This is a genomic window from Mesorhizobium jarvisii, assembly GCF_003601985.1.
Lineage (GTDB): Bacteria > Pseudomonadota > Alphaproteobacteria > Rhizobiales > Rhizobiaceae > Mesorhizobium > Mesorhizobium jarvisii.
The window spans coordinates 50,753-73,969 of sequence record NZ_QZXA01000016.1 but is presented as its reverse complement, the minus strand read 5'-3'; the positions used below and the strand labels follow the sequence as shown (position 1 = coordinate 73,969).

The window sequence follows — 23,217 nt, the reverse complement described above, 5'->3', positions numbered from 1 at the left end:
ATGACGATCAAAGCCCACCAGCCTCTGCGGCGCGAGCGATCGACCGCGCTGGGCGGCGCCCCGGCCGGCCCGCGCCCGGACCGATCGGCGCCGGAAGTCAGCTTCATCATCTGTACGCGCAACCGCGTCGCGGTGCTCGAGGCTTGCATCAAGTCGGTGCAGGCCGCGTGCCGTGCGCATGCCGGCTTCGCGGCCGAGCTCGTGGTCGTCGACAATGGCTCGAGCGACCGCACGGCGGAACGGCTGGCCAGCATCGCCGCCAAGTCGGACATTCCATTCACGCCCGTTAACGAGCCACGCCCCGGGCTGGCGGCGGCCCGTAACGCCGGGTTGAGGCGCGCCAGGGGGCGCGTGCTGGTCTTCGTCGATGATGATTGCGCCGTGCATTGCGACTATCTGCGCGATCTGGAGCGACATTATTCTTCCGGGGAACAGGGGCTCATCCGGGGAGGCCGTGTCGAGCTTGGCGATCCCAGGGACCTGCCTTTCACGATCAAGCGATCGCGGGTGCGCGAGCGGCTGACGCCCGATATTCATCCCGGCGGCTTCGTGTTGGGCTGCAACATGACCATGCACCGCGACGTCGCGGCCCGCATCGGCGATTTCGACGAGCGCTTCGGCGCGGGCGGGCCATTGCGGTCGGCGGAGGATACCGACTACCTCGTGCGGGCGGTGCTGCTCGGCATCCCGGTCGAGTATGTGCCTGACATGACGATATTCCACCACCATGGCCGGCGCGATCGCAAAGCCATCGAAAAGCTCCACCGCGACTACAGCCTGGGCAATGGCGGGCTCTGCCTGAAACATGCCCGCCATGCGCCCTGGCTGCTTCGCCATTTCTACTGGGCCGCAAGAGGCGCCTTGCGGGAATTGGCGGGCGGGCCCGCCTTCGATCGCGAACTCGATCTGTCGCACTGGCCGATCGTCGGCATGAATGTGCTCGGCGCGGCCAGATACGCACTGCTGGCGAGACGACCGCAGGCCGAGCCGGTGCGGCAGGACCAACAAGCCAATGCCGAGGCCTGATGCCATTGCTCCCGCCTAGCCTGCCGATGCTGTTCCGCGCCTTCGGGACGCGGCAACTGCGCCTGGTTCCGGCCGTGGTCGTCCTCGGCCTGGTCGGCGCTGCCCTCGAAGGGTTCGGCATCGGCCTGATCATCCCCCTGCTGGGCATCATCATGGGACATGGCGATGCGACGGGAATGGCGGGCTTCTCCGCTGTTCTCCAGCAAGTCGGATCGGGCTTCAGCGATCGCGACCGGCTCGTCGTCATTTCGGCCGCCATCCTCGGCTCGATCGTCCTGAAGAACATCTTCGGCTTCGCCAACACGCTGCTGACGACCTTCATCTCCGGCAAGGCCAGCCATTCGATCCGCAGCGCACTGTCGGAGCAGCTGCTGCGGGTCGGCTATCCCTTCTTCCTGCGGCAGAGCCCCGGACGGCTGCTCAACATCATCTCAAACGAATCCTGGCGGGCGTCCGATGCCATCCAGATCATGCTGTCGTCGATCGTCAGCGCATCGGCCGCCATCATCCTCCTGGCCTTCCTGCTGCTGTTGTCCTGGCGCATGACGCTGCTGGTCACGTTCGGACTGGCGCTCGTCCAGATCGCGCACGCCATCCTCTCGGCCAATCTGAAGGAGCCCAGCCGCAGCGTCGCTTCGCGCAACAGCCATCTCGCCTCGCAGATGCTGCATCTGGTGCATGCCGGGCGGCTGATCCGCATCTTCGGCCAGGAGGGCCGGGAGAAGGCGATCTTCGACACCGCGTCCGATGCGGTTCGCCGCGCCTCCTTCGTCCTGCAGGTCCGCCAGGGCGCATTGCCGCCGCTGACGGAGGTTCTCCACGCCATGCTGTTCCTGGCGGTGGTGATCGGCGCCTGGCTGGCGCAGGTGAGTTTCCCGCTGATCATCGCCTTCGTCATCCTGCTCTACAGGCTGCAGCCGCATATGCGGGCCCTGCAGGGATCGTGGAGCCAGCTGCAGGGCCTGAGCGGATCGCTGGAAGAGGTGACATGGATGCTGGATCCCACGGGCAAGCCCAAGCCGCCGCAAGGCGACGGGCCGTTCCACGGTTTGCGCCGGGGCATCAAGTTCGATGACGTGACATTCACCTATTCCGGCACGGACCAGCGTGAAGTGGTGCTGCATGCGGCGACGTTCGAAATCAACAGTGGCCGCTCGACGGCGCTGATCGGCCGCTCCGGCGCCGGCAAGACGACGATCGTCAATCTTCTGTGCCGCTTCGTGGAACCGGACACGGGCAGGATCCTCGTCGATGGATCGCCACTGGACCGCATCGACGCCAACCAGTGGCGGCGCCACATCGCGCTGGCCAGCCAGGAGCTGGAGCTGGTCGACGGCACGATCTTCGAGAACATAAGCTACGGGCAGGACGCGGCGACGCTCGCAGACGCCGAGCGCGCCGCGAGGCTGGCCGAGGCGCATGAATTCATCGAGCGGCTGCCCCAGGGCTACGAGACGCTGGTCGGCTACAGGGGCGTCAATCTGTCGGCGGGACAGAGGCAGCGGATCGCACTGGCCAGGGCGCTGGTGCGCGACCCCGATCTGCTCATCCTCGACGAAGCCACCAATGCGGTCGACGGACTGTCGGAAGCGGCCATCGTCGAGACGCTGAAGTCGAGAGCGGGACGGCGCACGACCATCGTCATCAGCCACCATTACAGCACCATCTCGTTCTGCGACGACGTGGTGATCCTGAGCGGCGGCCGGGTGAAGAAGCAGGCCCCCTTCGGCGCCCTGGCATCACTCTCGATGGACGAGCTCTACCAGCATGAACCGCAGGACTGACAAGGGCCGGGACCGCGATTCCTGGTGCGCCGCTCGGCCATCCGAATCAAGGGCCCATGACGTGCCGCTGGCACCCTGCGCGATCGCACCAATGCCATGCGGTGCCCGGACTCGCTACCGTTCCTTCGCGGCGGACCTGTCGATCCGCCCGGGCCGGTGCCCATCGCTTACTCTCCAGATGCGGCGCCGGCCTCCCCTCGCTCTGGTCATCCGCTGCCTCGCGCAGACGGCGGCGTGAGGGTGCGGGGCTGCGCTGGCCTCGCAGAATCTGGGTTCCTCGCCCCCACGAATGTGGGGGAGAGGTGGCTCGGGCGAAGCCCGAGACGGAGCGGGGGAATGGCTCGGCCTCAATGAATTCAGAGGGAACCGGCGAGCGCCGCGCTGCCCCCTCTCCGACCGCTTCGCGGCCACCTTGCCGGGGCGAGCCACGGGTCTCGCCCGTCCTTCGGACCCCCCGCTTTGCGGGGGCGAGGAAATGGCGTCGGCGCTAGCCCGCGATCGCCATCGGCACGGCGCTCTTGTTGGGGATCTGGATATCGATCTCCAGCGTCGACATGGTCTCGCCGCGGTCCATCGAGACCTGCAGGTAGTCCTGGTCGATCTGCACGTGCTTGGCGATCACCGCCATGATCTCCTCGCGCAGGATGGAGACGAGGTCGGGCTGGCTGCGGTTGCGGCGCTCATAGGCGAGCAGCACTTGCAGCCGCTCGCGCGCCACCGGCGCGCTGGAGCGCCGCTTGAAAAGGTCGAACACGTTCATCATGCCGCCCTCCTTCCCAACAGACGGTCGAGGAAACCTTTGCGCTCGAAGGGGACGACGACCGGCAGATCCTCGCCTTCCAGCCGCCTTGCGGCGTCGATATAGGCCTTGGCCGCGGTGTTGAGCGGCTCCGACAGCGTCACCGGCGCACCGAGGTTGGAGGCGCGCAGCACGTCCTGGCTCTCCGGGATGATGCCGAGCAGCGGCACCGACAGGATTTCCAGCACATCGTCGATGCTGAGCATTTCACCCCGTGCGGCCCGCCCCGCGTCATAGCGGGTGACCAGCACGTGCTTGGCGATCTGCTCGCCCTGTTCGGCGCGCATGGTGCGGGCGTCGAGCAGGCCGATGATGCGGTCGGAATCGCGCACCGACGACACTTCCGGATTGGTGACGATGACCGCCTCGTCGGCAAAGCGCATGGCGAGCTGCGCGCCGCGCTCGATGCCGGCCGGGCTGTCGCAGAAGACATAGTCGAACACCGAGCGCAGCTTGTCGATAACCTCGCCGACGCCCTCTTCCGTCAGCGAGTCCTTGTCGCGCGTCTGCGAGGCCGGCAGCAGGAACAGCGTGTCGACCCGCTTGTCGCGGATCAGCGCCTGCGACAGCTTGGCCGTGCCCTGGATGACGTTGACGAGGTCGAACACCACGCGGCGTTCGGCGCCCATGATCAGGTCGAGGTTGCGCAGGCCGACGTCGAAATCGACGAGCGCCACCTTCTTGCCGGTCTTGGCCACGGCGGCACCGAGCGCCGCCGTCGAGGTGGTCTTGCCGACGCCCCCCTTGCCCGATGTGACCACCACTACCTTGCCCATGAAAAAAGCCTCCGTTGTTATCAGTTTGTTGTCTCGGGCCGGCTCGCCGACCTTTATTCAGTCAGCGGTCGTCAGCTCCCAAGCCGCTTCAACTCAAAGTCTCGACGCGCAGGCCGTCGCCGTCGAGGAAGGCCTGCACCGGCTTGCCGCGCGACACGCCTTCCATCTCCTCGGCGGTGATGTACCAGCCGTCGACCGACAGAAGCTCGGCCTCGTTGCGGCGGCAGAAGATGCGCGCGGCGGTGTTGCCCAACGCGCCCGCCGAAGCGCGCCCGCGCAGCGTGCCGTAGACATGGATCGAGCCGGCGGCGACGATCTCCGAACCGGACGCGACCGAGCCCAGCACGATGACATCGCCATGCGCATGCATGATCGCCTGGCCGGAACGGATCGGCGTCTTGATCATCAGCGTGCCCGAATCGTAATGCGAAACCTGCGGCACGCTTTCCTCAGTCTTGCTTGCGCCAGCCTTTCGCTTGGCAACGCCGCCAGCATCGACGCGGTGGTCCGGCGCCCTGCCCTCGGCGGCCTTGCCTTCCTTGCCGGAAGCCTCTTGCCCGCCCTTGCGGCCAGGCAGCAGCCCCTCCGTCGTCGCCTCCTTGGCGCCGACCAGCAGAGGCGGCAGGTCGGGCCCGAGCGCGGCCCCTTCCAATTCGATGGCATAGATGCGGATGCCGCGCGTCCCCAGCTCCGCCACCAGTGCCGCGATCTCGCTCGTCTGCGGCTTCAGCGTGTTCAGATCGAGCAGCACCGGCCGCCCGGCAAAATAGCCCGGCGAGTTGCCGATCCAATGATCCAGCCCCTGCAGCCACTCCACCATGGGCGCTTCCGGGGTCAATGTGAAAGCGACGAAAGAACGGGCACGAAAGCGAATGGATTTGGCCTCGAGGGGAGCGGCAAAGGTCACGGCTGGCGAATCCTTACTGAGAGGTAAACGCTAGCGAGGGAATGGTTAACGAATGGTTAACGAGGGGGTGCGACTTGGCAGTCTTCGAGAAATTGGAAGGTCGGGCCAAACGCCAGTTGCGGCCGCTACCCCCAACACCCTGAATGTCTTGATAGGGGCCGGAAGCGGACTGGCGACTTGTGGCTGCCGAGAAGTGACAGCGGACGTTAGACCCGCAGAGCCTGCCCGGAAACGCATCGCATATCGCAGTTTTCATCACCGGGCAAAACAGCACTCGCAGGCCGCGTTGGAGCGCAGGCTCCGGTCCAGCTTCCATCGCAGAAGCAACCCCGGACTTGTGCTACTCGCCAAGAACCATGTGCAAGAGCTGGACCGTGCTCCGCGCGTTGGTTTTCTTGAGAAGGTTGGCTCTATGGAACTCGACCGTTCGTGGGGCAATTTTCAAGGTGCGAGCAATCTCCTTGCTCGAATAGCCCCTGACGATTTGGGCGAGCACGATACGCTCGCGAGCCGTGAAAGTGGCGCGGCTGGTGTCCGCCAGGATATTCAATGCGCCATTCAGCTTCCTGATTTCCTGCTTGGCAGCCTGGAGCTCCGGCGTCTCGAGAAATTCCCATTCTCCGTTTCGCCGGGTGATGGTGAATTGATGTGCTCGTGCGACATCGAGCAGGTCCACTGCCCTGCTTTCCGACAGGGAATAAGTGCACAAAACGAGCATCTTCTGACCCGCCAGCGAGTGGTCGAGTTCATGCTCGTATTGGCAAAACTCCTGCCAGTGGCTGGTCCCGATCCAGAATGCGTTGCCGCTGATTCTGATCCCGGCATACCCCCGTTCCAACGCTGCGCGCAGCTTCTCGTTCCAGCCGCCGGTGATGCGCTGTATGTCGAACTCGCCGCCAGGTAGGTACCAGTCCGTAGCAGCAATGATTTCCATCTGGCCGGCCACCAGGCGCGCATCGATGTCGGGGATGGATTGCCGTAGCGCATCCTTCGCCGTCTCTGCGTCGATCGGATCGGAGACCGCCCAGATGCAGAACTCGTTGTTCTCCAGCCCGGCCGCGAAATAGGAAGCGTTTGTGGCAAGCAGGTCCTGTTCCGCTTCGTAGAAGACGCAGATGTGTGTGCCCCAGCACATCTCGCCCATGACGCGGATGCCGGACTTGCGGAGCGCGTGGGCAGGCTCATCGTTCATGTCGATGCCGCTTTCCGGTGCACGAGTACGTCACTGAGCCGCTAAATCAGTCGCAGCCGACGGCGGCCCACGCCACGTCGGCCATTCCGCTACGGAACCTGTTGATCGTGCCAGTAGAATATGCGCTATAGCTGGCCATCTATGGGGGCATGCATCTCCGGACACTATCAGCCGTCGCCCCAACATGACAGAGATTTTCAAGGCCGGGTTCGGCAATCTGATCCGCAGTACTGCGGTCGCGAACCCGCGCCGCTATGGCGTGCCGCAAGAGATCGCGGCCCGGCTGCCCGATCTATCGAGGGATGGTTTGGCCATCAGCGATCTGCGTGAAAAGGGTATGGCGCTGGTCTACGTGAACCGCGCGTTCCAGGACATCACCGGCTATTCCAGCGACGAACTGATCGGGAGAAACTGCCGCTTCCTGCAAGGCAGTGATCGCCTTCAACCCGAAATCCAGTCCATTCGTGAAGCCATCGCCCGGCGTGAGGATGTTGCCGTCACGCTGAAGAACTACCGCAAGGACGGTAGCTGGTTCTGGAACGAACTCCGCCTCGCACCTATGAGCATCGCTGGTGGCGAGCCGACGCACTATATCGGACTGATGCGGGACGTGACGGCGAGCAGGGTCGCCGCCGCGCAAATTGCCCAGAGCACCCGCGCCGACATGCTCACCGGTGTTCTCAACAGATACGCCTTCGTCGAGGACGTCGACATCCTGCTGCGTCAAGGGGAACGGCGGATCTTGCTTGTCAAGATCGACATGGCTCGTTTCCATGACATCAACGAAGGGTACGGATATGACGTTGGCGACCAGGTGCTGATGCAGATTGCGCGACGCCTGACCAACACAGGCGCTGCACTGATCTGCCGCACGGGATCCAATGAGTTTGCGCTCGCTCAGCCGCTTGGCCATGCCGACGAGGCCCAAGCGGCAATCGAAATGATCCGGCAGTCCCTGGCGCCGCGCTATCTCGTTGCGGGCGCAACGATAAGGATCCGTTTCGCGATGGGCTATGTCGTTGGCAACCAGACGACGGACGCCATAACGCTGGTTCGTCGTGCCGGTGCCGCTTTGCATCGGTCGAAGTCGTCGGCGTTCCTCGATATCTGCGCATTCAGTTCCGAGGACGATAAGCGTGCGCGAAACCGACTGCGCATGACCAGCGAAATGCAGCAGGCCTTGGAACATGACGAGTTCGATTTTCACTACCAGCCGCAGGTCGACCTCGCCACGGGAACGGTTGTCGGTGCTGAAGCCCTGTTGCGATGGCACCATGGGCTGTTTGGGATGCAGTCGCCGGACAAGTTCATCGGCCATGCCGAAGATACGGGTCTTATACTCGATATCGGCGCCCGAGGACTTCGCACCGTCGCGGACTTTGCCGCGCGCGTGAACCGGGGCCGACAAGTGCCGATAGTCTTCTCGTTCAATGTCTCGCCGCTCGAGTTCAAGCTTCGCGACATGCCGAAATTTGTCTCCGATGTGCTCACCGCCAGCGGCGCCGATGCTGCATGGATCAAGCTAGAGCTCACCGAGAGCTTGATGGTCGAAAGTTCCGCGGAAATGCTGTTGATCATGAGACATCTGCGCGAACTGGGCGTCGGCCTGTCCATCGACGACTTCGGAACCGGCTACGCCAATCTGCGCTACCTCGAAGATTTCCCCCTTACGGAGATCAAGATCGATCGCGGTTTTGTCAAAGGACTAGCGCAAAGCCGTTCCAAGCGGGTCATCATCGAGTCCATCATCAGGATTTCCAGGGAACTCGGCTTTCATGTCGTCGCCGAGGGAATAGAGACAGAGGTGGAACGCACGCTGTTGCGCGACATGGACTGTGATTTCGGGCAGGGATTTCTGCTCGGTCGACCGGTCGACGCTGCAAGATTTGAATCGCTGGTTTGAGCGATTCTCCGGACCACATGAGGCAGTACCCTCGCGTGGATGTGAGGTCGTGCGATGCTGCTGAAGAAGGCATATGGTCAAGCTGGCGAGGTCGTCTCGCCGCTCTCCTCCCGGCAGCGGTTTTTCGTACCATCAAGAGGCTCAAATTTTTTTGCGCAGGGGCCTTGAAGCGTTTTTCGGCGCTTCCCAAATCGTTCGCCGTCGAGGCTGTATGGCTCGACGACGGGCGGCGCCGTTGGGCGGCGCACCTTGTACCCATGTTGCTTCAAGGAGAATGTGGCTATGAGAACGTTTGACTCGCTTTATCGAACCACCGTCGGATTCGATCGTCTTTTCGACATGCTCGAAAACAACGCCAGGACCGACTGGCCGCCTTACAATATCGAGAAGACCGGTGAAAACGACTACCGTATCGCCATGGCTATTGCCGGCTTCAGTTCCGAAGAGGTGGAGTTGACGCAGAATGGCCCGGAACTCGTGGTTGTCGGCCAGAAATCCACCGACACGGAGGGGCGTCAGGTGCTGCACCAGGGCCTTGCCTTGCGCAACTTCAGACACGTGTTCAAGCTGGCCGACCACATGAAGGTCGTCGCTGCGTCCCTGGAGAATGGCCTGCTCAGCGTCGAGATCGTGCGGGAAATCCCCGAGGAACTGAAACCTCGCCGCATCAACATCGGCTCTGGCGACGCTATGGCGGTCAACAAGCAGATCAGCCAGGACGTCGAGAAACCGCGTAAGGTTGCCTGACGCCGATATTTCAACACGAACACTGCGGTCGCCTCCCGGCTTCGGTCGGGAGGCCTCGATTGCGGAGATTGGAGATGAATCAGCAGACTGAAACATTCCGTGCCCCAACCCGGCGCACCGGGCGTTTCGAGGGTCTTTTTTGCCTTCTCGACAGCCCGGGCGATGTGCTCAAGCATCCACGCATGACCTTGGACGAAAAGCGCGCCTTGCTCGCATCATGGGCATCGGATGCGCATGCCGTCGAAAATCGCCCCACCCTACGCAAACTGGACAATGGCAAGATCGTTCCCGTCGACGATATCTTGCGATGCCTGAAGGCGCTGAATCAAGTCGGCCCCGCCGGCAAGGTTCTTTCGCGTCGGGCAATGCCGTGGACCGTGGCGTTCGATCGCCATGACCGGCGCATCAATGGATCGCCGCGCAGACGGCGCTTTACCGGCAGGGACGATGATGATGATCCGCCGCCTTGCCCCGCCGCCGTCGCGCCGCGCGTGCCAGGTGGCGGGCAAAGTGGCGCGTATGTGATGGCCAATCGCGAGCCGGCCTATGCCTGACTGAGCGCTCGTTAGCGAAAAGGCACATAGCAACCCGCTGCGCCGGTTCGCAGCGGGTTCGCAAACGCAGGCCTTCCGCCCTGCTTTTGAAGATGGCCCTGCAAACGCCGCCTATTTCCTGAAGTGCCCAGCGTTCCGGCTGCAATGCACGGCCGTGTGTCTTCATCATCGTCCGGCATCTCCATCAGCACCGTCCCCAGTCTTTGCAATCCAGTTTTGGTCGAGGCGCTTGCCGTCCTTTGAAGCTCGAACATGCGGTGAAGCGTTGTCTGAATGGTCGCCTGCAGTCCGGCCGCTCACGGATATCGGCGCGCGACGGGCCGCGTCTGTGTCGTTGACTCAGGCCATGCCAAAAGCGTAAGTCGCGGTGCGCGTCTCACGTCCAAGGCGCAGCGCTTCACCCATAAAGGTATCAAAAATGGACGACAAATATGCCAACGCGCGCGAGCACTTTTTTGCGGCGATCAGGACGCTAGCAGCCTCTTCCGACAGTGTTCAAACGCGCCTGATCGACGCAAATACGAACATTCTGGACGTTACGATCGATGAGTTCGATGGTGACCCGGAACTCAAGTTCAAGTTTGCGAAAATACTGGATCTGCTTGCTATCGATCAAGACGATATGGAAACGGTCGCTGTTGAGACCGCCGCACACATGACGGATTTCGAGGCCGTCAAGGTCGCGGACCTGATTTGTGATTTCTACTATGAGCTGACGTAATCTGGCGTGACGGGCGGAGCGACTCCGCTTCGTCCGCGGCCAGTTCAATGATTGGCATGCCCAATCCGATGGCAGCGCTCGACGCGATACATGCATGCGCCCGTCTCGCTTTCACGTCGATCCCTATGTCCAGACAAGCGCCAAGTCGGCCCGAATGACGGCATGAGACGCAAAGCTGCCGTGTGCTTTAGCGGAATTAAGAGTAAATCGGTCACGCAAGCTTGCAGCGTGTCGCCATCGCGGTCGCCAGAGGTACGCACCGAACAGCCCTCCCTCAATGCCGCTTGAATACTGCACCTCCCGCTCATGCTTCTCCGCCGCCTCACACGTCTCAAACGCCCCCAGGTTCCGCCGCTTGCCGGTCTTCTCATCCGTCTTGCTTGAATAAAGCCGGCATTTGCCGTCCTTGAGTTGGCGGATCATCTCGCTCTCCCTGATCAGGATTTGGCGCCCGTCCTGGCCTTCAGCCCGAGCGCTGCCTGCTCCGTCGGGGTGAACGCCGCGCCGGTCCGAACGTGGGAACGACAAACCCCGCGATCAGTTATCCCGCCCGTGGAGTTCGGGAACGCAGCCATGCTAGCTTCCATCGAGCCGGCTGAAGCTCGGGGGCAAGTCATGTTGGATCAATGGACTGATTTCTTCGTCATGGTGGGCGGCGGCGCCGCGGGGCTTGCCGGGTTGATCTTCGTTGCGATCTCGATCAATCCCGAACGCATTGTCCGCAACACGACGCACAAGAACCGGGCAATCAACATGCTGTCGGGCTTCAGCGCGATTTTCATGGCATGCAGCCTTGCGCTTCTGGGTGGTCAATATCTTCCGGCACTCGGCCTCGAATGGCTTTTGCTCTGGGGCATAGCGACATTCATCTTCGTCAGGGGATATGTCGTGGCCATCAAGGCGGGGATGAGCACCATCGGGTTGACCGGGCCGCGGTTGGCGGGCGGCACGATGTGTTACCTGGCCGAGGTTGCAGGCGCGATTTTCCTCATTCTCGGGCGCGGCGTGGGCCTTTACATCGCGGCCCTTGGAACCATCGTCCTGTTCGCCTTCCTGATTTCAGGCGCATGGCTCCTCATCATTGGCATCTACGAAGAGCCGGCCAAGGGATGAGGTGGACACCCGGCGCTGCAGAGGCCAGGCGCCCCCTCAATGCCGCTTGAAATACTGCACCTCGCGCTCATGCTTCTCCGCCGCCTCGCGCGTCTCGAATGTCCCCAGGTTCCGCCGCTTGCCGGTCTTCTCATCCTTCTTGCGTGAATAGAGCCGATATTTGCCATCCTTGAGTTTGCGGATCATCTTCGCTCTCCCCGATCAGGATTTGGCGCCCTTCCTGGCCTTCAGCCCGCGCGCCGCCTGCTCGATTGCGGCGCGGTCGGTGCCGAGGCGGTCGAGCAGCGCCTGCGCCTCGTCGCCGGATATGCCGGTGCGCATGGCCAGTTCCTCGACCTCCAGAACGTCGGTGCTGGCTATCTCACGGGTCTGCGGCAAGGCGTCGTCGGCCGTCAGCGGCAGAGCCGCTTCCCTGTCGATCTCGGCCTCGGCCCGGTGCCAATGATGCTCGGGATCGCCGCCGCCTTCACGCTCCCAGATCTGGTATGCGCGCTTCTGGATCTTCTCGTGCCTTTCGTCGCCCATTGTCGTTCCTCCTTCGTGTCAGGGATGAACGCCGCGGTGATGGGATTGATCCAAAAAATCTGCGTGATCGCTGGTCCGGGTGGAACTGCCGGATCGGTGGGAGGGCGCGAGGCGCCGGGCAGGACGCAAAATGATCCAGGCGGCGGGGCAAGCCGGCCACCTGGATACAGGCCGTACTGGGCAGCCTTGATATCAGTGGCCCCAGATGCCCTGGCCGTATTCGGCCGGCATGTCGAGGATCGACTGTCCCGCCGCGCTGCCGGTGATGCTCTTGGTGACGCTCGGGTCGACCGCCTTGGAGGACATCATCGAATGGGTGGTCGGGTAGCTGCCGGCGGCCGGGACGAAGTCCGAGCCGAAATGGTCGGAGCCGGCGAAAGCCATGCCGGAGGCGAACAGGAACGCAGCAGCAGTCAGAATGATCTTCTTCATTTCAAGTCTCCATCTCTACAAGTTGACATCGGCCTCGACGCGCCGCCCGCATCGCGTTCGTGAGGCTGTGTGTTCATGGTCTCGGGCGAAACCGGCCAACCGCGACCCCCACAGGATCCCTGCGGCTGCAGGTTTCAGCGCACTCGGTTCATTGTTGCGCTGTTGGGGCGTCTTGTAGGGGTGTGGTGTTTGTGCGGGCGTGGGAAAGGGCGTGGTAAGAACCGCTCAAAGAGTGGAATTTTGCGTGGAATGCGGCCGCAAAGCGCTGCGCGCCCTAAATCGGGAGCCTCCGCCTAAACCGTGAAGCGAAGTTCTGCCCGCACCTTCCATGGCAAGCGGCGCGCGTCGCCTATTCGCACTGGCGCCTCGGACCACCGGAATAGGGCTGGTAGCTGTTGTCGTCGGGACGGTAGGAGCGGTAGCGGTTGAAGCAGGATTGGACGTGGTCGTCCGAAAGGTCCGCTGTCGCCACCAGCGGCGCCGCGCCGCCCTCGTCATAGCTGACTTCGTCGGGCTGCTGCGCGGCCTGGCCGGCGTCGGCACTGTTGTCGAGATAGGGCGAGACGCAGGGGCGCTGCTGTCCGCTGTAGGACATGTAGCTGTTGTCGTCGGGGTTGTAGGAGCGGTAGCGGTCCGCGCACCAGCTGACATGGGCAGCCGGCAGCCTGGCCTGCTGCTCGTCTGCCCCGGGCGCCACCGCGGCTGTCTTGGTCGGGTCGACCGACTGCACCCTGGCGGCGGCGTCGGGTGCGGGAGGCTGCGCGGCGGCCACGCGCTCCAGGGCCGGCGCGGCCTTGTCCACGGGCTGTGCGTCCTTGGTCCACAGTTGCGAGACACTGTCGGTGGGCCTGGCCTGATGCACGGGCTTGGCCAGAATCAGCCAGGCGGCGAAAGCCAGCCCGCTGGCGAAGACCGCAAGGGTGAGGACGAAGCCTGCGACCAGTGCCAGAACCGCTTTCATCACACACTCCTTGCGTCCCCGCTAATAGAATGCGGAGCACCGGGACTGGTTCCAGCGGGCGAGCGTGTTGCAGGGGTCGGCACTGGAGCGGCTGGCGAGGCGCAAGGCGGCAGCCCTTGCTGCCTCAAACCGGCAGCCGCACGTCCATGGAGAACTCGCTCTCCACGGCCAGCAATGCCTTGACCATTTCCCTGTCGCGCTGGCGCTTTTGCAGGTGGCGGGCCAGCAGCCAGTCCAGCGAGATCCGGCCGGCGCCGACGGCGGCCAGCACGAACATGCCGCCTGATATGGCCAGGTCCTTTTCGAAATGCAGCAGCTCGTTCTGGCTGGCGAAGTTGACGTGGAACAGCAAGGCCGTGGCCAGGCAGAACAGGCCGAGCCCGATGCCGCCCAGCCGCGTCAGCAGCCCTGAAGCCACCGATAGCCCTGCCCCCAGTTGCAGCGCGATGGTGGCGACGAACAACGGCAGCCCGACGCCTTGCGCGGCCATCGCCTTGGCGGCGCCGTCGAAATGGGTGGCCAGCGTCACGCCCTCATGCAGGAAGATGAAGGACATGAGCAGGCGGCCGGCAAGCAGGGTCACGTCCCTGATGTGGTATTTCGTGGCGAGGCCGGTGAGCTTCGCGGCGATTTCGTTCGGTGTCATGGTCAGCCTCCAATCTTTGAGCACAGGCAAGCGCCGCGCGCCGTGCGACGCGCGAAAACGGCGCCTGCCGGATGTGATGTTCGAAAAGGCCGGAGCCGGCTCGAGGGAGAGGCGCCGGCTCCGGCAATGGGCGCCAGCCACGAGCGCCCAAACAGTGGTGGGGACTGGATCGGTCAGTGCCAGTCCCCAACTCGGCCGCTTGGCGGCCACCTCTCCCCCGTCCGCGACTGATCAGCTCGAGGCTTGATTGCCACGTGGTTCCCCCAACGCACGGCCAAGCTCATGCCGTAGCCACGTCCGTGGGGGAGTTGGAACGGGTCACCGCTTACTGCGTCACCTTGGTGTCGATGGCCTTTTGCAGGTCGGAAAGCTCCTCGCAGCCGGCGGGGCAGAGTTTCTGCAGCGAGGCCAGCTGCTCCTTGGCCTTGTTCATGTCGCCGGTCTCGACATAGAGCTCGCCCAGATATTCGCGGGCGGCCTTGTGGTCGGGCTTCAGCTCCAGCGCCTTGTTGTAATAGGTCAGCGCGGTGGTGACGTCGCCGGTCTTGCGCAGCGTGAAGCCGAGCAGATTGTAGACGTCGGCCTGCTGGTTGTCCTGTGCGAGGTCGCGCAGATCGGCCAGCGCGCCCTTGTAATCCTTGGCGGCGATCTTGGCCTGGACGGCGGTGAGATCGGGTGCGTCGGCGCCCTCGATATCATCCACCGCATAGGCGGGCATGATCGTTGCGACGGGAACGACGGTCAGCACGGCGATGGCGCCGAGCAGACCGAACAGGGCGTTTCTGCCCAAAAGAAGCTGTTTCATTGTCTTTCTCGCTTGGTTTGTGCGTTAGCGTTGAGAGACCGTTTCGAAATTCGCTCTGGCGAGTCATAGGATGGTGGGTTCGAGAACCGGAGCGCCGCGGACGTTCGGGTCCGTGAGCTCAGCTCTACTGCGTCGACGCAGTAGAGCGGGGAAGCGCGGAAAACGCCTTCAGATGGCCGCCAGAGTAGAGTTTCCAAACGGTCTCATATCTGAACGGGCGTGAAGCCATAGGCACTGCCGTCCTTGACGAAGACGCCGGTGCCGGGGAACGGGAAGTGCGAACCGGAAATGCGGATATTGTCCGCGATCACCCGGTCGATGATCTTGTGGCGCGTGGTGATCGCGGTCGGCCCATCCTGGTCGTAGCTGCCCTGCCATTCCGGATGCGGCGCCAGCAGGGCCGGCACATACATGGTGTCGGCCGAGATCATCAGCTGCTCCTTGCCGGAATTGGCGAGGTACACCGAATGTCCCGGCGTGTGGCCGGGGGCGGCGATGATCTGGATGCCGGGCGCCACTTCCGCGCCGTCCTCGACCAGCTTCCAGTTCTTCCATTTCGGGAAGTTCTCGGCGATGCGCTTGCCCGCCGGCTTGCGGCCTTCGGGCAGCTTGGCCAGCCGGCTCGGATCGGTCCACCAATTGTATTCCGTGGCGTTGACGATCAGCTCGGAATTGGGGAACACCGGCGTGTTGGTGCCCTTCTCCATCAAGCCCCAGACATGGTCGGGGTGGAAATGCGAGATCATGATGGTGTCGATCGCCTTGTAGTCGATGCCGGCGGCGGCCATGTTGGCCGGCAGATGCGTGGCGTTGGCCTGCCACTGGCCGACGCCGGAGCCCGCATCCATCATGATCAGCTTGCCGCCCATCTTGAGCACGACGACGGTGAGCGGGATGGGCATGAAGTCGGTGGTCAGCCCTGCCTTGGCAAGCGCCGCCTTGGTGTCGTCGACGGAAACATTCTTGATGAAGGCCGGGTCGTGCGGCTTCTTCCAGATGCCGTCATAGATGGCGGTGACCTCGATATCGCCGACCGTGTATTTGTAGAAGCCGACGGTCGGCTCGACGGACGTCTCGGCGAATGCGGGGCGGGTGAATTCAAGCTTGCCGGCAAGGCCGAAAGCGGCAGCGGCGGCGGCGGATTGAAGCACTGTGCGGCGTGTCATGCTGAACATTGTGGTCTCCTGTGGGTTGCGGTGGCGGCAAAAGATCGCGGTCGACGGAGGGCCACGCCACATGGCCCCCCGTCCTGATCGCGGATCGGGTCGGGACCTCGAGGCTGTCCCGCCCCTGAACTCAGCGGCCCCAGATGCCCTGGCCGGGTTCGTCCGCATCAGTTTTGGTCGCCGGCCGGCTCGGTCCGGTCGTCTTGGCATCGACATAGGCCGTGTAAGGGATCGAGGCGGTGGCATTGGTGTCGACGGAAGCGACAGGCTGGTTGGAGTTGTTGGCACCATGGTCGCTGCCGGCAAAGGCAGCACTCGAGGCAAGCAACATCGCAGCCACGCTGAGAGCGAGCTTGGTCATTTCAGGTAAATCCTTGTTTCGTTTCTTCGCGTCGCGGGCCGGATTGGCCCCGCTGAAGGGAAGACCCGGCAAGGCGGTGCTTTATTCCCGAGGGCAGTGAGATTTTTTGGAAGGGGCGGATTTGAGGGATCGCGGCCTGGCAGAGCCTGGGTGAAAGGCGGCGGCATCACCTCAGGAAAAGACCATCAGGGGCAAGGCAGGAGGAGCGCCCAGACACAATTCAGAAACAAGTTTCAACAATTCGGAAAAACTGGCGAAAAGATCGCATGGCATAACCATCCCGCGGGGGACTGCGCGGATTTCCTTTTCGGAAGCTTCGGTCCGCCATCGACAAGGGTCAAATTGCAGCAGCGGCACAGCCGAAAATGCCTGCTCGAACAGCGGCATGAACAGCCGGGCGATACGCGGCCAGGACGAGAAAGTATGGAAATGGATTACGGTATCGACATTGCTGCCCTGGACAGGGACACGGCAAGACCAGGCGCGCAGCCCGAAACTGGGCTGGCCCAGAATGGGCTGGCAGGCGTCGATACCCTTGTAAGGGGCGCTCAGCGGACCCTGACCGCGCATGGCCAGATTCTGACCGGCGCCGATTTCGCGCGGGCAGGCCAACCCGGCGAGCGGCTCGACACGGTCTTCGAAGAGCTCGCCGCAACGTTCGCCACCTTGCCGGCAGTGATCTCCGACGGAAATGTCTGGACCTATCAGGAGCTGGACAGCCGCGCCAACCAGTTCGCCCGTGTGCTGATCAAGCGCGGCGTGCGGCCGGGCCACCGGGTCGGGCTCATTCTCGACCGCTCGGCGGAGACCTATGTCGCCTTGCTCGCCGTGGTGAAGGCAGGCGCTGCCTTCGTGCCGCTGGCCACCGCCTTTCCACAGGAGCGCATGGCGCTCATCATCGAAGACGCCAGCGTCAGCCTGATCGTCACCATCGCCACCTATGCGTCGCGGGCCGACCAACTGCCGGTTCCCCACGTGCTGATCGACGGCGCCGCCGCCGAGATCGCCAAACAGTCCAGCGCGCCGCTGAAGCCGCAAGAGGCGCCGGCGGAAGACATCTGCTACATCCTCTACACGTCGGGCACGACCGGCAGGCCGAAGGGCGTGGCCATCCGGCATCAGAGCTTCGTCAACTTCATCCGCGTCGCCGCCGCATCCTACGGCTACAGGCCGGGCGATCGCGTCTACCAGGGCATGACGATTGCCTTCGACTTTTCCTCCGAGGAGATCTGGGTGCCGTTCGTCGCCGGCGCGACCGTGGTGCCAGCGCCCGGCCAGATGCCGCTCGTCGGCGAGGAACTGGCGGATTTCCTGCGCCATCATGAAATCACCTGCATGGCCTGCAGCCCGACACTGCTGTCGTCGATGACATCGGATGTGCCCAGCCTGCGCACGCTCCTGGTCGGCGGCGAGGCCTGCCCGCACAATCTGGTTGTGCGCTGGTCGAAGCCGGGGCGGCAGATCCTCAACACCTATGGCCCGACGGAAGCGACCGTCACCGCAACGATGGGTGCGCTGACGCCGGACAAGCCCGTCACCATCGGCGCGCCGCTGCCCACCTATTCCATCGTCATCCTCGACCCGTCGCTGCCGGAACTGGCCGAGCCCAGCGAACTGGGCGAGATCGGCATTGCCGGCATCGGGCTCGCGGTCGGCTACCTCAACAGGCAAGACCTGACGGAACAGAAGTTCATCGCCGATTTCATCGGCCTGCCGAACAACCCCTCGCAGCGCATCTACCGCACGGGCGACCTTGGCCGGATCAACGGCGACGGCGAGATCGAATATGCCGGGCGCATCGACACCCAGGTGAAGATCCGCGGCTATCGCATCGAGCTCGGCGAGATCGAGGCGGTACTGCTGGACCAGCCCGAGATCGCGCAGGCTGCCGTCACCACCTGGGAGATCGAGCCCGGCCGCGTCGAACTCGTCGCCTATTACGCGCCCAAGGCCGGCCAGCCGGCGCTCTCGCGCGCCGATCTCGCCCAGACGATGAAGCGTCGCCTGCCGGACTACATGGTGCCTTCCTATCTCGAGGAGCTGCCGGCGATCCCGATGACGGTCTCCAACAAGGTGGACCTTCGCCAGCTGCCGAAGCCGACCAGCGTGCGGCTTTCCGCCGACCGCGAGATGGTTGCGCCCGGCAATGACGACGAACGCTTCCTGGCCGAGGCGCTGGCCGCGGTGCTTAAATTCGACGAGGTCTCGGTCGAGGACAATTTCTTCGACGATCTCGGCGCCAACTCGCTGCTGATGGCGCATTTCTGCGCCCGTGTGCGCACCCGCAAGGAATGGGCGACGACGTCCATGCGCGACATTTATCTCCATCCGACGGTGGCGCGCCTGGCCAAGCACCTGAGCGTCTCGGAAGAGGTGACGACCGCCACCAACGAGCCTGTTCTCACCCGCCAGGCATCGAATTTTGCCTACTGGACCTGCGGAATGGCGCAGTTGCTGTTTTACGGGGTCTACAGCTATGCGGGCCTGTGGGCGCTCAACATCGGCCTCAACTGGATGTATGACACGCTCGACGATCCGCTGCAGCTCTATATCAGGTGCGTCGCGCTCTCGGCCGGCGTGTTCTTCGGCATGACGGGCTTTGCCGTCCTGGCGAAATGGGTACTCGTCGGCCGCTGGAAGGCGGAAGCCTTCCCAATCTGGGGCCTGCGCTACTACCGCTTCTGGGTGGTCAAGACCTTGATCCGCACCGCCCCAGTCGTGCTGTTCCGCGGCAGCCCGCTCTACAGCTTCTATCTGCAGATGCTGGGAACCAGGATCGGCAAGAACGCGGTCATCGAATCCAAATCCGTGCCGGTCTGTACGGACCTGATCTCGATCGGCGCCAACACCATCCTGCGCAAGGAATCGCTGATCCTCGGCTTTCGGGCGCAGTCCGGCTACATCCACATGGGACCGCTGACCATCGGCCGCGATGCCTTCGTCGGCGTGGGTTCGACGCTCGACATCGACACCTCGATCGGCGACGGCGCCCAGCTCGGCCATTCGTCCTCGCTGCAGCGCGGGCAAAGCATCCCGGATGGCGAACACTGGCATGGCTCGCCGGCCGTGCCGACCACGGCGGACTATTGCAAGGTGCGCAACGAGAACCCTTCCGACATCCGGCGCTTCCTCTTCGAAGCGGTCCAGTTGATCGGGCTGTTTGCCATTGTCATCCCACTGCCGCTGCTGTTCCACAGCTATTGGGAAAATGTCGGCGACGACTATCAGGAGACGATCGGCGTGGTCGCCGTCGGCACCACGGTCACGCTTTTCGGCTATATCGCCGCGGCTTTTCTCGCCGCGACGGTGCTGCCGCGCCTGCTCAGCGTGATCCTGAAACCCGGCCGCACCTACACGCTTTACGGCTTCCGCTACTGGCTGCAGACCGCCACCGAGTTCACCAGCAATTCCCGCGTGCTGGGACTGCTGTTCGGCGACAGTTCGGCGATCGTCTATTACATGCGCGCCATCGGCTGGAAACTCAACAAGGTGGTGCAGACCGGCTCCAATTTCGGCTCCAACCAGCAGCACGAGAACCCGCTTCTGTGCGAGATCGGCACCGAGACCATGGTGTCGGACGGCCTGTTCATGATCAACATGCACAAATCCGCCTCGGCGTTCCGGCTCGAGCGGACGCGCATCGGCGAACGCAACTATCTCGGCAACAACATCTATTACCCGCCGGATGGACGCACGGGCGACAACGTCCTGCTTGGCACCAAGGTGATGATCCCCATCGATGGGCCGGTGCGCGAGAATGTCGGGCTCCTCGGTTCGCCTGCCTTTGAAATCCCGCGCATGGTCAATCGCGACAAGGAACTCATCGCCGGCGTCGACGAGGCGGACCGACGCCAGCGCATCCCGCACAAGAACCTGCACAACGCGGTGACGATCCTTCTGTTCATGGCCACGCAATGGGTCATGCTGTTCGCCACGCTGGCGATCTGGGACCGGGCGCTGAACTACTACACCGAATGGGCTGAAGTGGCTCTCTTCGTCGCCGTGCTCCTGACCTCGGCGATTACCATTCCGTTCTACATTTTTGTCGAACGGGCAAGCCTTGGCTTCGGCCGGCTGAAGCCGCAGATGACGACCATCTACGACGTCGCCTTCTGGCGCCACGAACGCCACTGGAAGCTTGCCGATTCTCCGATCGTGCGCCTGTTCGCCGGCACGCCGTTCCGGCCGATGCTCCTGCGCATGCTGGGGGTAAAGGTCGGCAGTCGCGTCTATGATGGCGGAGCCAACCTCACCGAACGTTCCCTGGTCGAGATCGGCGATGACGTCACACTCAACGAAGGCTGCGTCATCCAGGCTCACTCGCTGGAGGAAGGCGCGTTCAAGTCCGACTATATCCGCATCGGCAAGGGCTGCACGCTCGGACCGTCCGCTTTTGTCCATTACGGCGTCGTGATGGGCGAAGGATCGGTGGCCGACACCGATTCCTTCGTGATGAAGGGCGAGGAGCTTGAGCCCTACTCGATCTGGCGCGGCAACCCGGCCAAGCTGCATCGCTTCGTGATCCCGGTCACGAACGACGGCGCCAAGGCGTCGGCTTGAAGGCCGGAGACATCCGCCTCGCCGCGGTGACCAAGGCCAATCGGGCCTTGGTCGCGTCGCTGGAACTGGCGCCGGAGCAGATGGATCTTGTCGCTGGCAACGCGGCGTCGCTGGAAGAGGCCGAAACCGACGAGGACGCGCGACCCCGCGCAATCATGGCCGGGGATCGCATCGTCGGTTTCCTGATGTACGACGCGCCGGAAGATGACGACGAGGCGCGCATCTACCGCTTCATGATCGACCGCGCCAGCCAGGGCAGAGGCTACGGCAAGGCCGCGTTGCGCGCGGCGCTGCACGAGATCGGCGGGCTCGATCACGTCAGGCACGTCTCGATCTGTTACGAACCCGAGAATGAAGCGGCGCGCCAGCTCTATCGCACCGCCGGTTTCGTGGAAGAAGGGCTCGACGAGGATGGAGAAATGATCGCCGATCTCGTCCTGCCGAGGGGATGACCCTTTGACGCGGCCACCCTCCCCTGAAGCCGCGTTGGCCGAGGCGATGGCGGCAATCGCGCCCCGAAATGTCCGGACCGGATGCCGGCTGATAGGCGACGCGGATGAGGCCCACTTGCTGCCCGAGGAAGCGCGTTCCATCCCCGCGCGGCAGCCGGCCATGCGGCGCGCCAGCGGTGCCGCCCGCTGGATCGCGCACCGGCTGCTGGCCGATATCGGCATCACGGATGTCGCCATCATGCGCGCGCCATCCGGTGCCCCGGTCTGGCCGGACGGAATAATTGGCTCGCTCGCCCACGACGACGACATGGCCGTGGCGGCGGTCGCGCCTGTCGGCGGTATCGTCTCGCTCGGCATTGACGTCGAGCCCGCCGAACCCTTGCCGGACGACATTTTCGCGATCGTTGCAACCGGCGCGGATCGCACAGGCGCGGCGGACCCGCGCCTTGCCGGCCGCATCCTGTTTGCCGCCAAGGAGGCGGTCTACAAGGCGGCCTATCCGCTCGATCGCGATGTGCTGGGCTACGAGGATATCGCCGTGGACCTCGATGCCGGCCGCGCGACGACGAAGACCGGCCGTATGGTCAGCCTCGCCTACTGCGTCGTCCCGCGCGTGGTCGTTTTGGCGTTTGTCGGGGAATAGCGCCGCCCTATTCGCCCACGATCTCCCGATAGGTCCTCATCGCGCCGTCCTGGCCGCGTATCCGCCAGCTCTCCCCGTCGCGGCCCTCGATAGGACATGGCCCGAGCGGCACCTTGCCGCCGCCTTCCGGCAGGTCCAGCACATAGACGGGATTGCAGATGCCCGACAGGCGCGCCCGCAGCGCTTCCACCAGCGCCTGGCCCTGCGCGATCGTGGTGCGTCGGTGCGCCATGCCGCGCGCCAGGTCACCATGGTGCAGGTAATAGGGTTTTACCCCCAGCCGGTACATCAGTTCGCGGCAGAGCTCCTCCAGCGCCTCGACCGTATCGTTGACGCCTTTGAGAAGAACGCTCTGGTTGAGCAGCACGAAGCCGGCCTGCCGCATCGTGCGGCATGCCATTTCGGTCGCGGGCGTGATCTCGCGCGCGTGGTTGAAATGCGTGACGACGGTGATCATCAGCCGGCCCTGCAGCGCAGCGACCAGCCCTGATGTAATGCGCGATGGCAGCGCCACCGGCACGCGCGTGTGGATGCGCAGCAGCCGCACATGCGGGATCGCCTCGATGCGCGCGAAGATTTCTGCCAGGGCCTTGTCGGGCAGCGACAGCGGATCGCCGCCGGTCAGGATCACTTCGCGGATTTCGGAATGATCCGCGATATAGGCCAGCGCCGGCTCCAGCGCCTCGCGCGTATAGCCGCGGCCGATCGAGGTCAGCGATTCCTTGCGGAAGCAGAACCGGCAATAGACCGCGCATTGATAGGTCGGGAACAGCAGCACCCGGTCGGCATGACGGTGCGTCAGTCGCGGCACCGGGCTGAACTCATGGTCGGCGATCGGATCGCCAAGCTCGCCCTCCGTCTCCTCCAGTTCGCCCAGTGACGGGATGACTTGCGCGCGGATCGGATCGGCCGGGTCGTTCCAGTCGATCAGGTCGAGATAGGCTTTCGGCGCACGCACCTTGTGGCGGCTGGCGGCCTCCTGCGCGGCGGCGCGCTCGGCCGGCGACAGCGGCAGGGCGGCAAGGTCGCGCACGTGGCGCACGCCCTGGCGGACATCGTCCTGCCAGTCGGGGGGGCGGGTTACATCTTTGAGGTCGGTCATAGCAGGTCTCGGAGTGGTCGCGCGGACCTATCGGCCGGATGG

General features: G+C 63.8%; 24 protein-coding genes. 10 read left to right on the top strand and 14 right to left on the bottom strand.

Annotation, left to right across the window (positions count from 1 at the left end):
• Together D3242_RS29885 and D3242_RS29880 are read left to right on the top strand one after the other, a co-directional pair.
• Positions 1 to 1,026 (top strand): glycosyltransferase family 2 protein, encoded by a 1,026-nt coding sequence (locus D3242_RS29885; RefSeq protein ID WP_038648074.1) that lies wholly within the window; start codon positions 1 to 3, stop codon positions 1,024 to 1,026.
• The gene (locus D3242_RS29880) at positions 1,026 to 2,810 is read left to right on the top strand and encodes an ABC transporter ATP-binding protein (protein WP_038648075.1); all 1,785 of its coding nucleotides are present in this window, start codon (positions 1,026 to 1,028) and stop codon (positions 2,808 to 2,810) included. Before D3242_RS29885 ends, D3242_RS29880 begins: the two co-directional genes overlap by 1 nt.
• Positions 2,811 to 3,297: 487 nt before the next feature.
• Here the strand turns inward: D3242_RS29880 and minE are convergent, their stop codons facing one another.
• The 4 genes from minE to D3242_RS33825 all read right to left on the bottom strand — a co-directional run bounded on the left by minE (position 3,298) and on the right by D3242_RS33825 (position 6,484).
• The gene (gene minE / locus D3242_RS29875; protein ID WP_010910548.1) at positions 3,298 to 3,573 is read right to left on the bottom strand and encodes a cell division topological specificity factor MinE; all 276 of its coding nucleotides are present in this window, start codon (positions 3,571 to 3,573) and stop codon (positions 3,298 to 3,300) included.
• Positions 3,570 to 4,385, bottom strand: coding sequence for a septum site-determining protein MinD (gene minD, locus D3242_RS29870; RefSeq protein ID WP_064981884.1), 816 nt, complete (start codon positions 4,383 to 4,385; stop codon positions 3,570 to 3,572). The genes minE and minD overlap by 4 nt, the downstream gene beginning before the upstream one ends.
• Before the next feature lie 88 nt (positions 4,386 to 4,473).
• Positions 4,474 to 5,292 (bottom strand): septum site-determining protein MinC, encoded by an 819-nt coding sequence (gene minC / locus D3242_RS29865; protein ID WP_064981886.1) that lies wholly within the window; start codon positions 5,290 to 5,292, stop codon positions 4,474 to 4,476.
• Between the two features lie 340 nt (positions 5,293 to 5,632).
• Positions 5,633 to 6,484 (bottom strand): MEDS domain-containing protein, encoded by an 852-nt coding sequence (locus tag D3242_RS33825; protein ID WP_064981890.1) that lies wholly within the window; start codon positions 6,482 to 6,484, stop codon positions 5,633 to 5,635.
• 184 nt (positions 6,485 to 6,668) lie between these two features.
• Between D3242_RS33825 and D3242_RS29855 the strand changes: the two genes are divergently transcribed.
• The 4 genes from D3242_RS29855 (at position 6,669) to D3242_RS29840 (ending at position 10,409) form a co-directional block, all read left to right on the top strand.
• Complete coding sequence (locus D3242_RS29855) at positions 6,669 to 8,387, top strand: putative bifunctional diguanylate cyclase/phosphodiesterase (protein ID WP_064981892.1); 1,719 nt, start codon at positions 6,669 to 6,671, stop codon at positions 8,385 to 8,387.
• 282 nt (positions 8,388 to 8,669) lie between these two features.
• Positions 8,670 to 9,134 carry an Hsp20 family protein gene (locus D3242_RS29850; protein ID WP_064981893.1) on the top strand — a complete coding sequence of 155 codons (465 nt, stop codon included), beginning with the start codon at positions 8,670 to 8,672 and terminating at the stop codon, positions 9,132 to 9,134.
• A gap of 59 nt (positions 9,135 to 9,193) precedes the next feature.
• Positions 9,194 to 9,688 (top strand): hypothetical protein, encoded by a 495-nt coding sequence (locus D3242_RS29845; protein ID WP_202379909.1) that lies wholly within the window; start codon positions 9,194 to 9,196, stop codon positions 9,686 to 9,688.
• Positions 9,689 to 10,106: 418 nt separating this feature from the next.
• Positions 10,107 to 10,409 (top strand): hypothetical protein, encoded by a 303-nt coding sequence (locus tag D3242_RS29840; protein WP_019859434.1) that lies wholly within the window; start codon positions 10,107 to 10,109, stop codon positions 10,407 to 10,409.
• 123 nt (positions 10,410 to 10,532) lie between these two features.
• Here the strand turns inward: D3242_RS29840 and D3242_RS29835 are convergent, their stop codons facing one another.
• Positions 10,533 to 10,832, bottom strand: coding sequence for a hypothetical protein (locus D3242_RS29835; RefSeq protein ID WP_064981895.1), 300 nt, complete (start codon positions 10,830 to 10,832; stop codon positions 10,533 to 10,535).
• Positions 10,833 to 10,961: 129 nt separating this feature from the next.
• Between D3242_RS29835 and D3242_RS29830 the strand changes: the two genes are divergently transcribed.
• Positions 10,962 to 11,522 carry a hypothetical protein gene (locus D3242_RS29830; protein ID WP_147377509.1) on the top strand — a complete coding sequence of 187 codons (561 nt, stop codon included), beginning with the start codon at positions 10,962 to 10,964 and terminating at the stop codon, positions 11,520 to 11,522.
• 36 nt (positions 11,523 to 11,558) lie between these two features.
• Here the strand turns inward: D3242_RS29830 and D3242_RS29825 are convergent, their stop codons facing one another.
• From D3242_RS29825 to D3242_RS29790, 8 genes are all read right to left on the bottom strand, one after another.
• On the bottom strand, positions 11,559 to 11,708 hold the full coding sequence (locus tag D3242_RS29825) for a hypothetical protein (RefSeq protein WP_013894378.1): 150 nt from the start codon (positions 11,706 to 11,708) through the stop codon (positions 11,559 to 11,561).
• Between the two features lie 15 nt (positions 11,709 to 11,723).
• The gene (locus tag D3242_RS29820) at positions 11,724 to 12,047 is read right to left on the bottom strand and encodes a DUF2934 domain-containing protein (protein WP_038648089.1); all 324 of its coding nucleotides are present in this window, start codon (positions 12,045 to 12,047) and stop codon (positions 11,724 to 11,726) included.
• A gap of 192 nt (positions 12,048 to 12,239) precedes the next feature.
• The gene (locus tag D3242_RS29815) at positions 12,240 to 12,479 is read right to left on the bottom strand and encodes a DUF680 domain-containing protein (RefSeq protein WP_019859439.1); all 240 of its coding nucleotides are present in this window, start codon (positions 12,477 to 12,479) and stop codon (positions 12,240 to 12,242) included.
• Positions 12,480 to 12,828: 349 nt separating this feature from the next.
• A complete protein-coding gene (locus D3242_RS29810; RefSeq protein WP_064981896.1) occupies positions 12,829 to 13,443 on the bottom strand; it encodes a BA14K family protein in 615 nt (204 codons plus the stop codon).
• A gap of 121 nt (positions 13,444 to 13,564) precedes the next feature.
• Complete coding sequence (locus D3242_RS29805; protein WP_064981898.1) at positions 13,565 to 14,086, bottom strand: DoxX family protein; 522 nt, start codon at positions 14,084 to 14,086, stop codon at positions 13,565 to 13,567.
• A gap of 325 nt (positions 14,087 to 14,411) precedes the next feature.
• Entirely contained in the window at positions 14,412 to 14,891 is a 480-nt protein-coding gene (locus D3242_RS29800) for a tetratricopeptide repeat protein (protein ID WP_020628939.1), read from the bottom strand.
• Positions 14,892 to 15,094: 203 nt separating this feature from the next.
• Positions 15,095 to 16,066 (bottom strand): MBL fold metallo-hydrolase, encoded by a 972-nt coding sequence (locus tag D3242_RS29795; protein WP_064981900.1) that lies wholly within the window; start codon positions 16,064 to 16,066, stop codon positions 15,095 to 15,097.
• A gap of 121 nt (positions 16,067 to 16,187) precedes the next feature.
• Positions 16,188 to 16,418 (bottom strand): DUF680 domain-containing protein, encoded by a 231-nt coding sequence (locus D3242_RS29790; RefSeq protein WP_019859444.1) that lies wholly within the window; start codon positions 16,416 to 16,418, stop codon positions 16,188 to 16,190.
• Positions 16,419 to 16,847: 429 nt separating this feature from the next.
• Here D3242_RS29790 and D3242_RS29785 point away from each other — a divergent pair, with 429 nt between their 5' ends.
• Genes D3242_RS29785 through D3242_RS29775 form a run of 3 tightly spaced genes read left to right on the top strand, consistent with a single transcriptional unit; the run spans position 16,848 to position 22,073 of the window.
• Positions 16,848 to 20,978: a Pls/PosA family non-ribosomal peptide synthetase gene (locus D3242_RS29785; RefSeq protein ID WP_223217906.1), complete on the top strand. Its 4,131-nt coding sequence runs from the start codon at positions 16,848 to 16,850 to the stop codon at positions 20,976 to 20,978.
• Positions 20,975 to 21,430 carry a GNAT family N-acetyltransferase gene (locus tag D3242_RS29780; RefSeq protein ID WP_064981904.1) on the top strand — a complete coding sequence of 152 codons (456 nt, stop codon included), beginning with the start codon at positions 20,975 to 20,977 and terminating at the stop codon, positions 21,428 to 21,430. Before D3242_RS29785 ends, D3242_RS29780 begins: the two co-directional genes overlap by 4 nt.
• A 4-nt stretch (positions 21,431 to 21,434) precedes the next feature.
• Positions 21,435 to 22,073, top strand: coding sequence for a 4'-phosphopantetheinyl transferase family protein (locus D3242_RS29775; protein WP_064981905.1), 639 nt, complete (start codon positions 21,435 to 21,437; stop codon positions 22,071 to 22,073).
• A 7-nt stretch (positions 22,074 to 22,080) separates the two neighbouring features.
• On the opposite strand, the gene D3242_RS29770 is transcribed toward D3242_RS29775, so the two are convergent.
• Positions 22,081 to 23,175, bottom strand: coding sequence for a KamA family radical SAM protein (locus D3242_RS29770; RefSeq protein WP_064981907.1), 1,095 nt, complete (start codon positions 23,173 to 23,175; stop codon positions 22,081 to 22,083).
• Between the last annotated feature and the right edge of the window lie 42 nt (positions 23,176 to 23,217).

Coding starts and splice junctions, on each gene's coding strand:
- D3242_RS29805 (WP_064981898.1), bottom strand. CDS start 14,086: ATGACACCGAACGAAATCGCCGCGAAGCTCACCGGCCTCGCCACGAAA.
- D3242_RS29820 (WP_038648089.1), bottom strand. CDS start 12,047: ATGGGCGACGAAAGGCACGAGAAGATCCAGAAGCGCGCATACCAGATC.
- D3242_RS29850 (WP_064981893.1), top strand. CDS start 8,670: ATGAGAACGTTTGACTCGCTTTATCGAACCACCGTCGGATTCGATCGT.
- D3242_RS29795 (WP_064981900.1), bottom strand. CDS start 16,066: ATGTTCAGCATGACACGCCGCACAGTGCTTCAATCCGCCGCCGCCGCT.
- D3242_RS29790 (WP_019859444.1), bottom strand. CDS start 16,418: ATGACCAAGCTCGCTCTCAGCGTGGCTGCGATGTTGCTTGCCTCGAGT.
- D3242_RS29885 (WP_038648074.1), top strand. CDS start 1: ATGACGATCAAAGCCCACCAGCCTCTGCGGCGCGAGCGATCGACCGCG.
- D3242_RS29880 (WP_038648075.1), top strand. CDS start 1,026: ATGCCATTGCTCCCGCCTAGCCTGCCGATGCTGTTCCGCGCCTTCGGG.
- D3242_RS29815 (WP_019859439.1), bottom strand. CDS start 12,479: ATGAAGAAGATCATTCTGACTGCTGCTGCGTTCCTGTTCGCCTCCGGC.
- minE (WP_010910548.1), bottom strand. CDS start 3,573: ATGATGAACGTGTTCGACCTTTTCAAGCGGCGCTCCAGCGCGCCGGTG.
- D3242_RS29855 (WP_064981892.1), top strand. CDS start 6,669: ATGACAGAGATTTTCAAGGCCGGGTTCGGCAATCTGATCCGCAGTACT.
- D3242_RS29785 (WP_223217906.1), top strand. CDS start 16,848: ATGGATTACGGTATCGACATTGCTGCCCTGGACAGGGACACGGCAAGA.
- D3242_RS29800 (WP_020628939.1), bottom strand. CDS start 14,891: ATGAAACAGCTTCTTTTGGGCAGAAACGCCCTGTTCGGTCTGCTCGGC.
- D3242_RS29840 (WP_019859434.1), top strand. CDS start 10,107: ATGGACGACAAATATGCCAACGCGCGCGAGCACTTTTTTGCGGCGATC.
- D3242_RS33825 (WP_064981890.1), bottom strand. CDS start 6,484: ATGAACGATGAGCCTGCCCACGCGCTCCGCAAGTCCGGCATCCGCGTC.
- D3242_RS29835 (WP_064981895.1), bottom strand. CDS start 10,832: ATGATCCGCCAACTCAAGGACGGCAAATGCCGGCTTTATTCAAGCAAG.
- minD (WP_064981884.1), bottom strand. CDS start 4,385: ATGGGCAAGGTAGTGGTGGTCACATCGGGCAAGGGGGGCGTCGGCAAG.
- D3242_RS29825 (WP_013894378.1), bottom strand. CDS start 11,708: ATGATCCGCAAACTCAAGGATGGCAAATATCGGCTCTATTCACGCAAG.
- D3242_RS29770 (WP_064981907.1), bottom strand. CDS start 23,175: ATGACCGACCTCAAAGATGTAACCCGCCCCCCCGACTGGCAGGACGAT.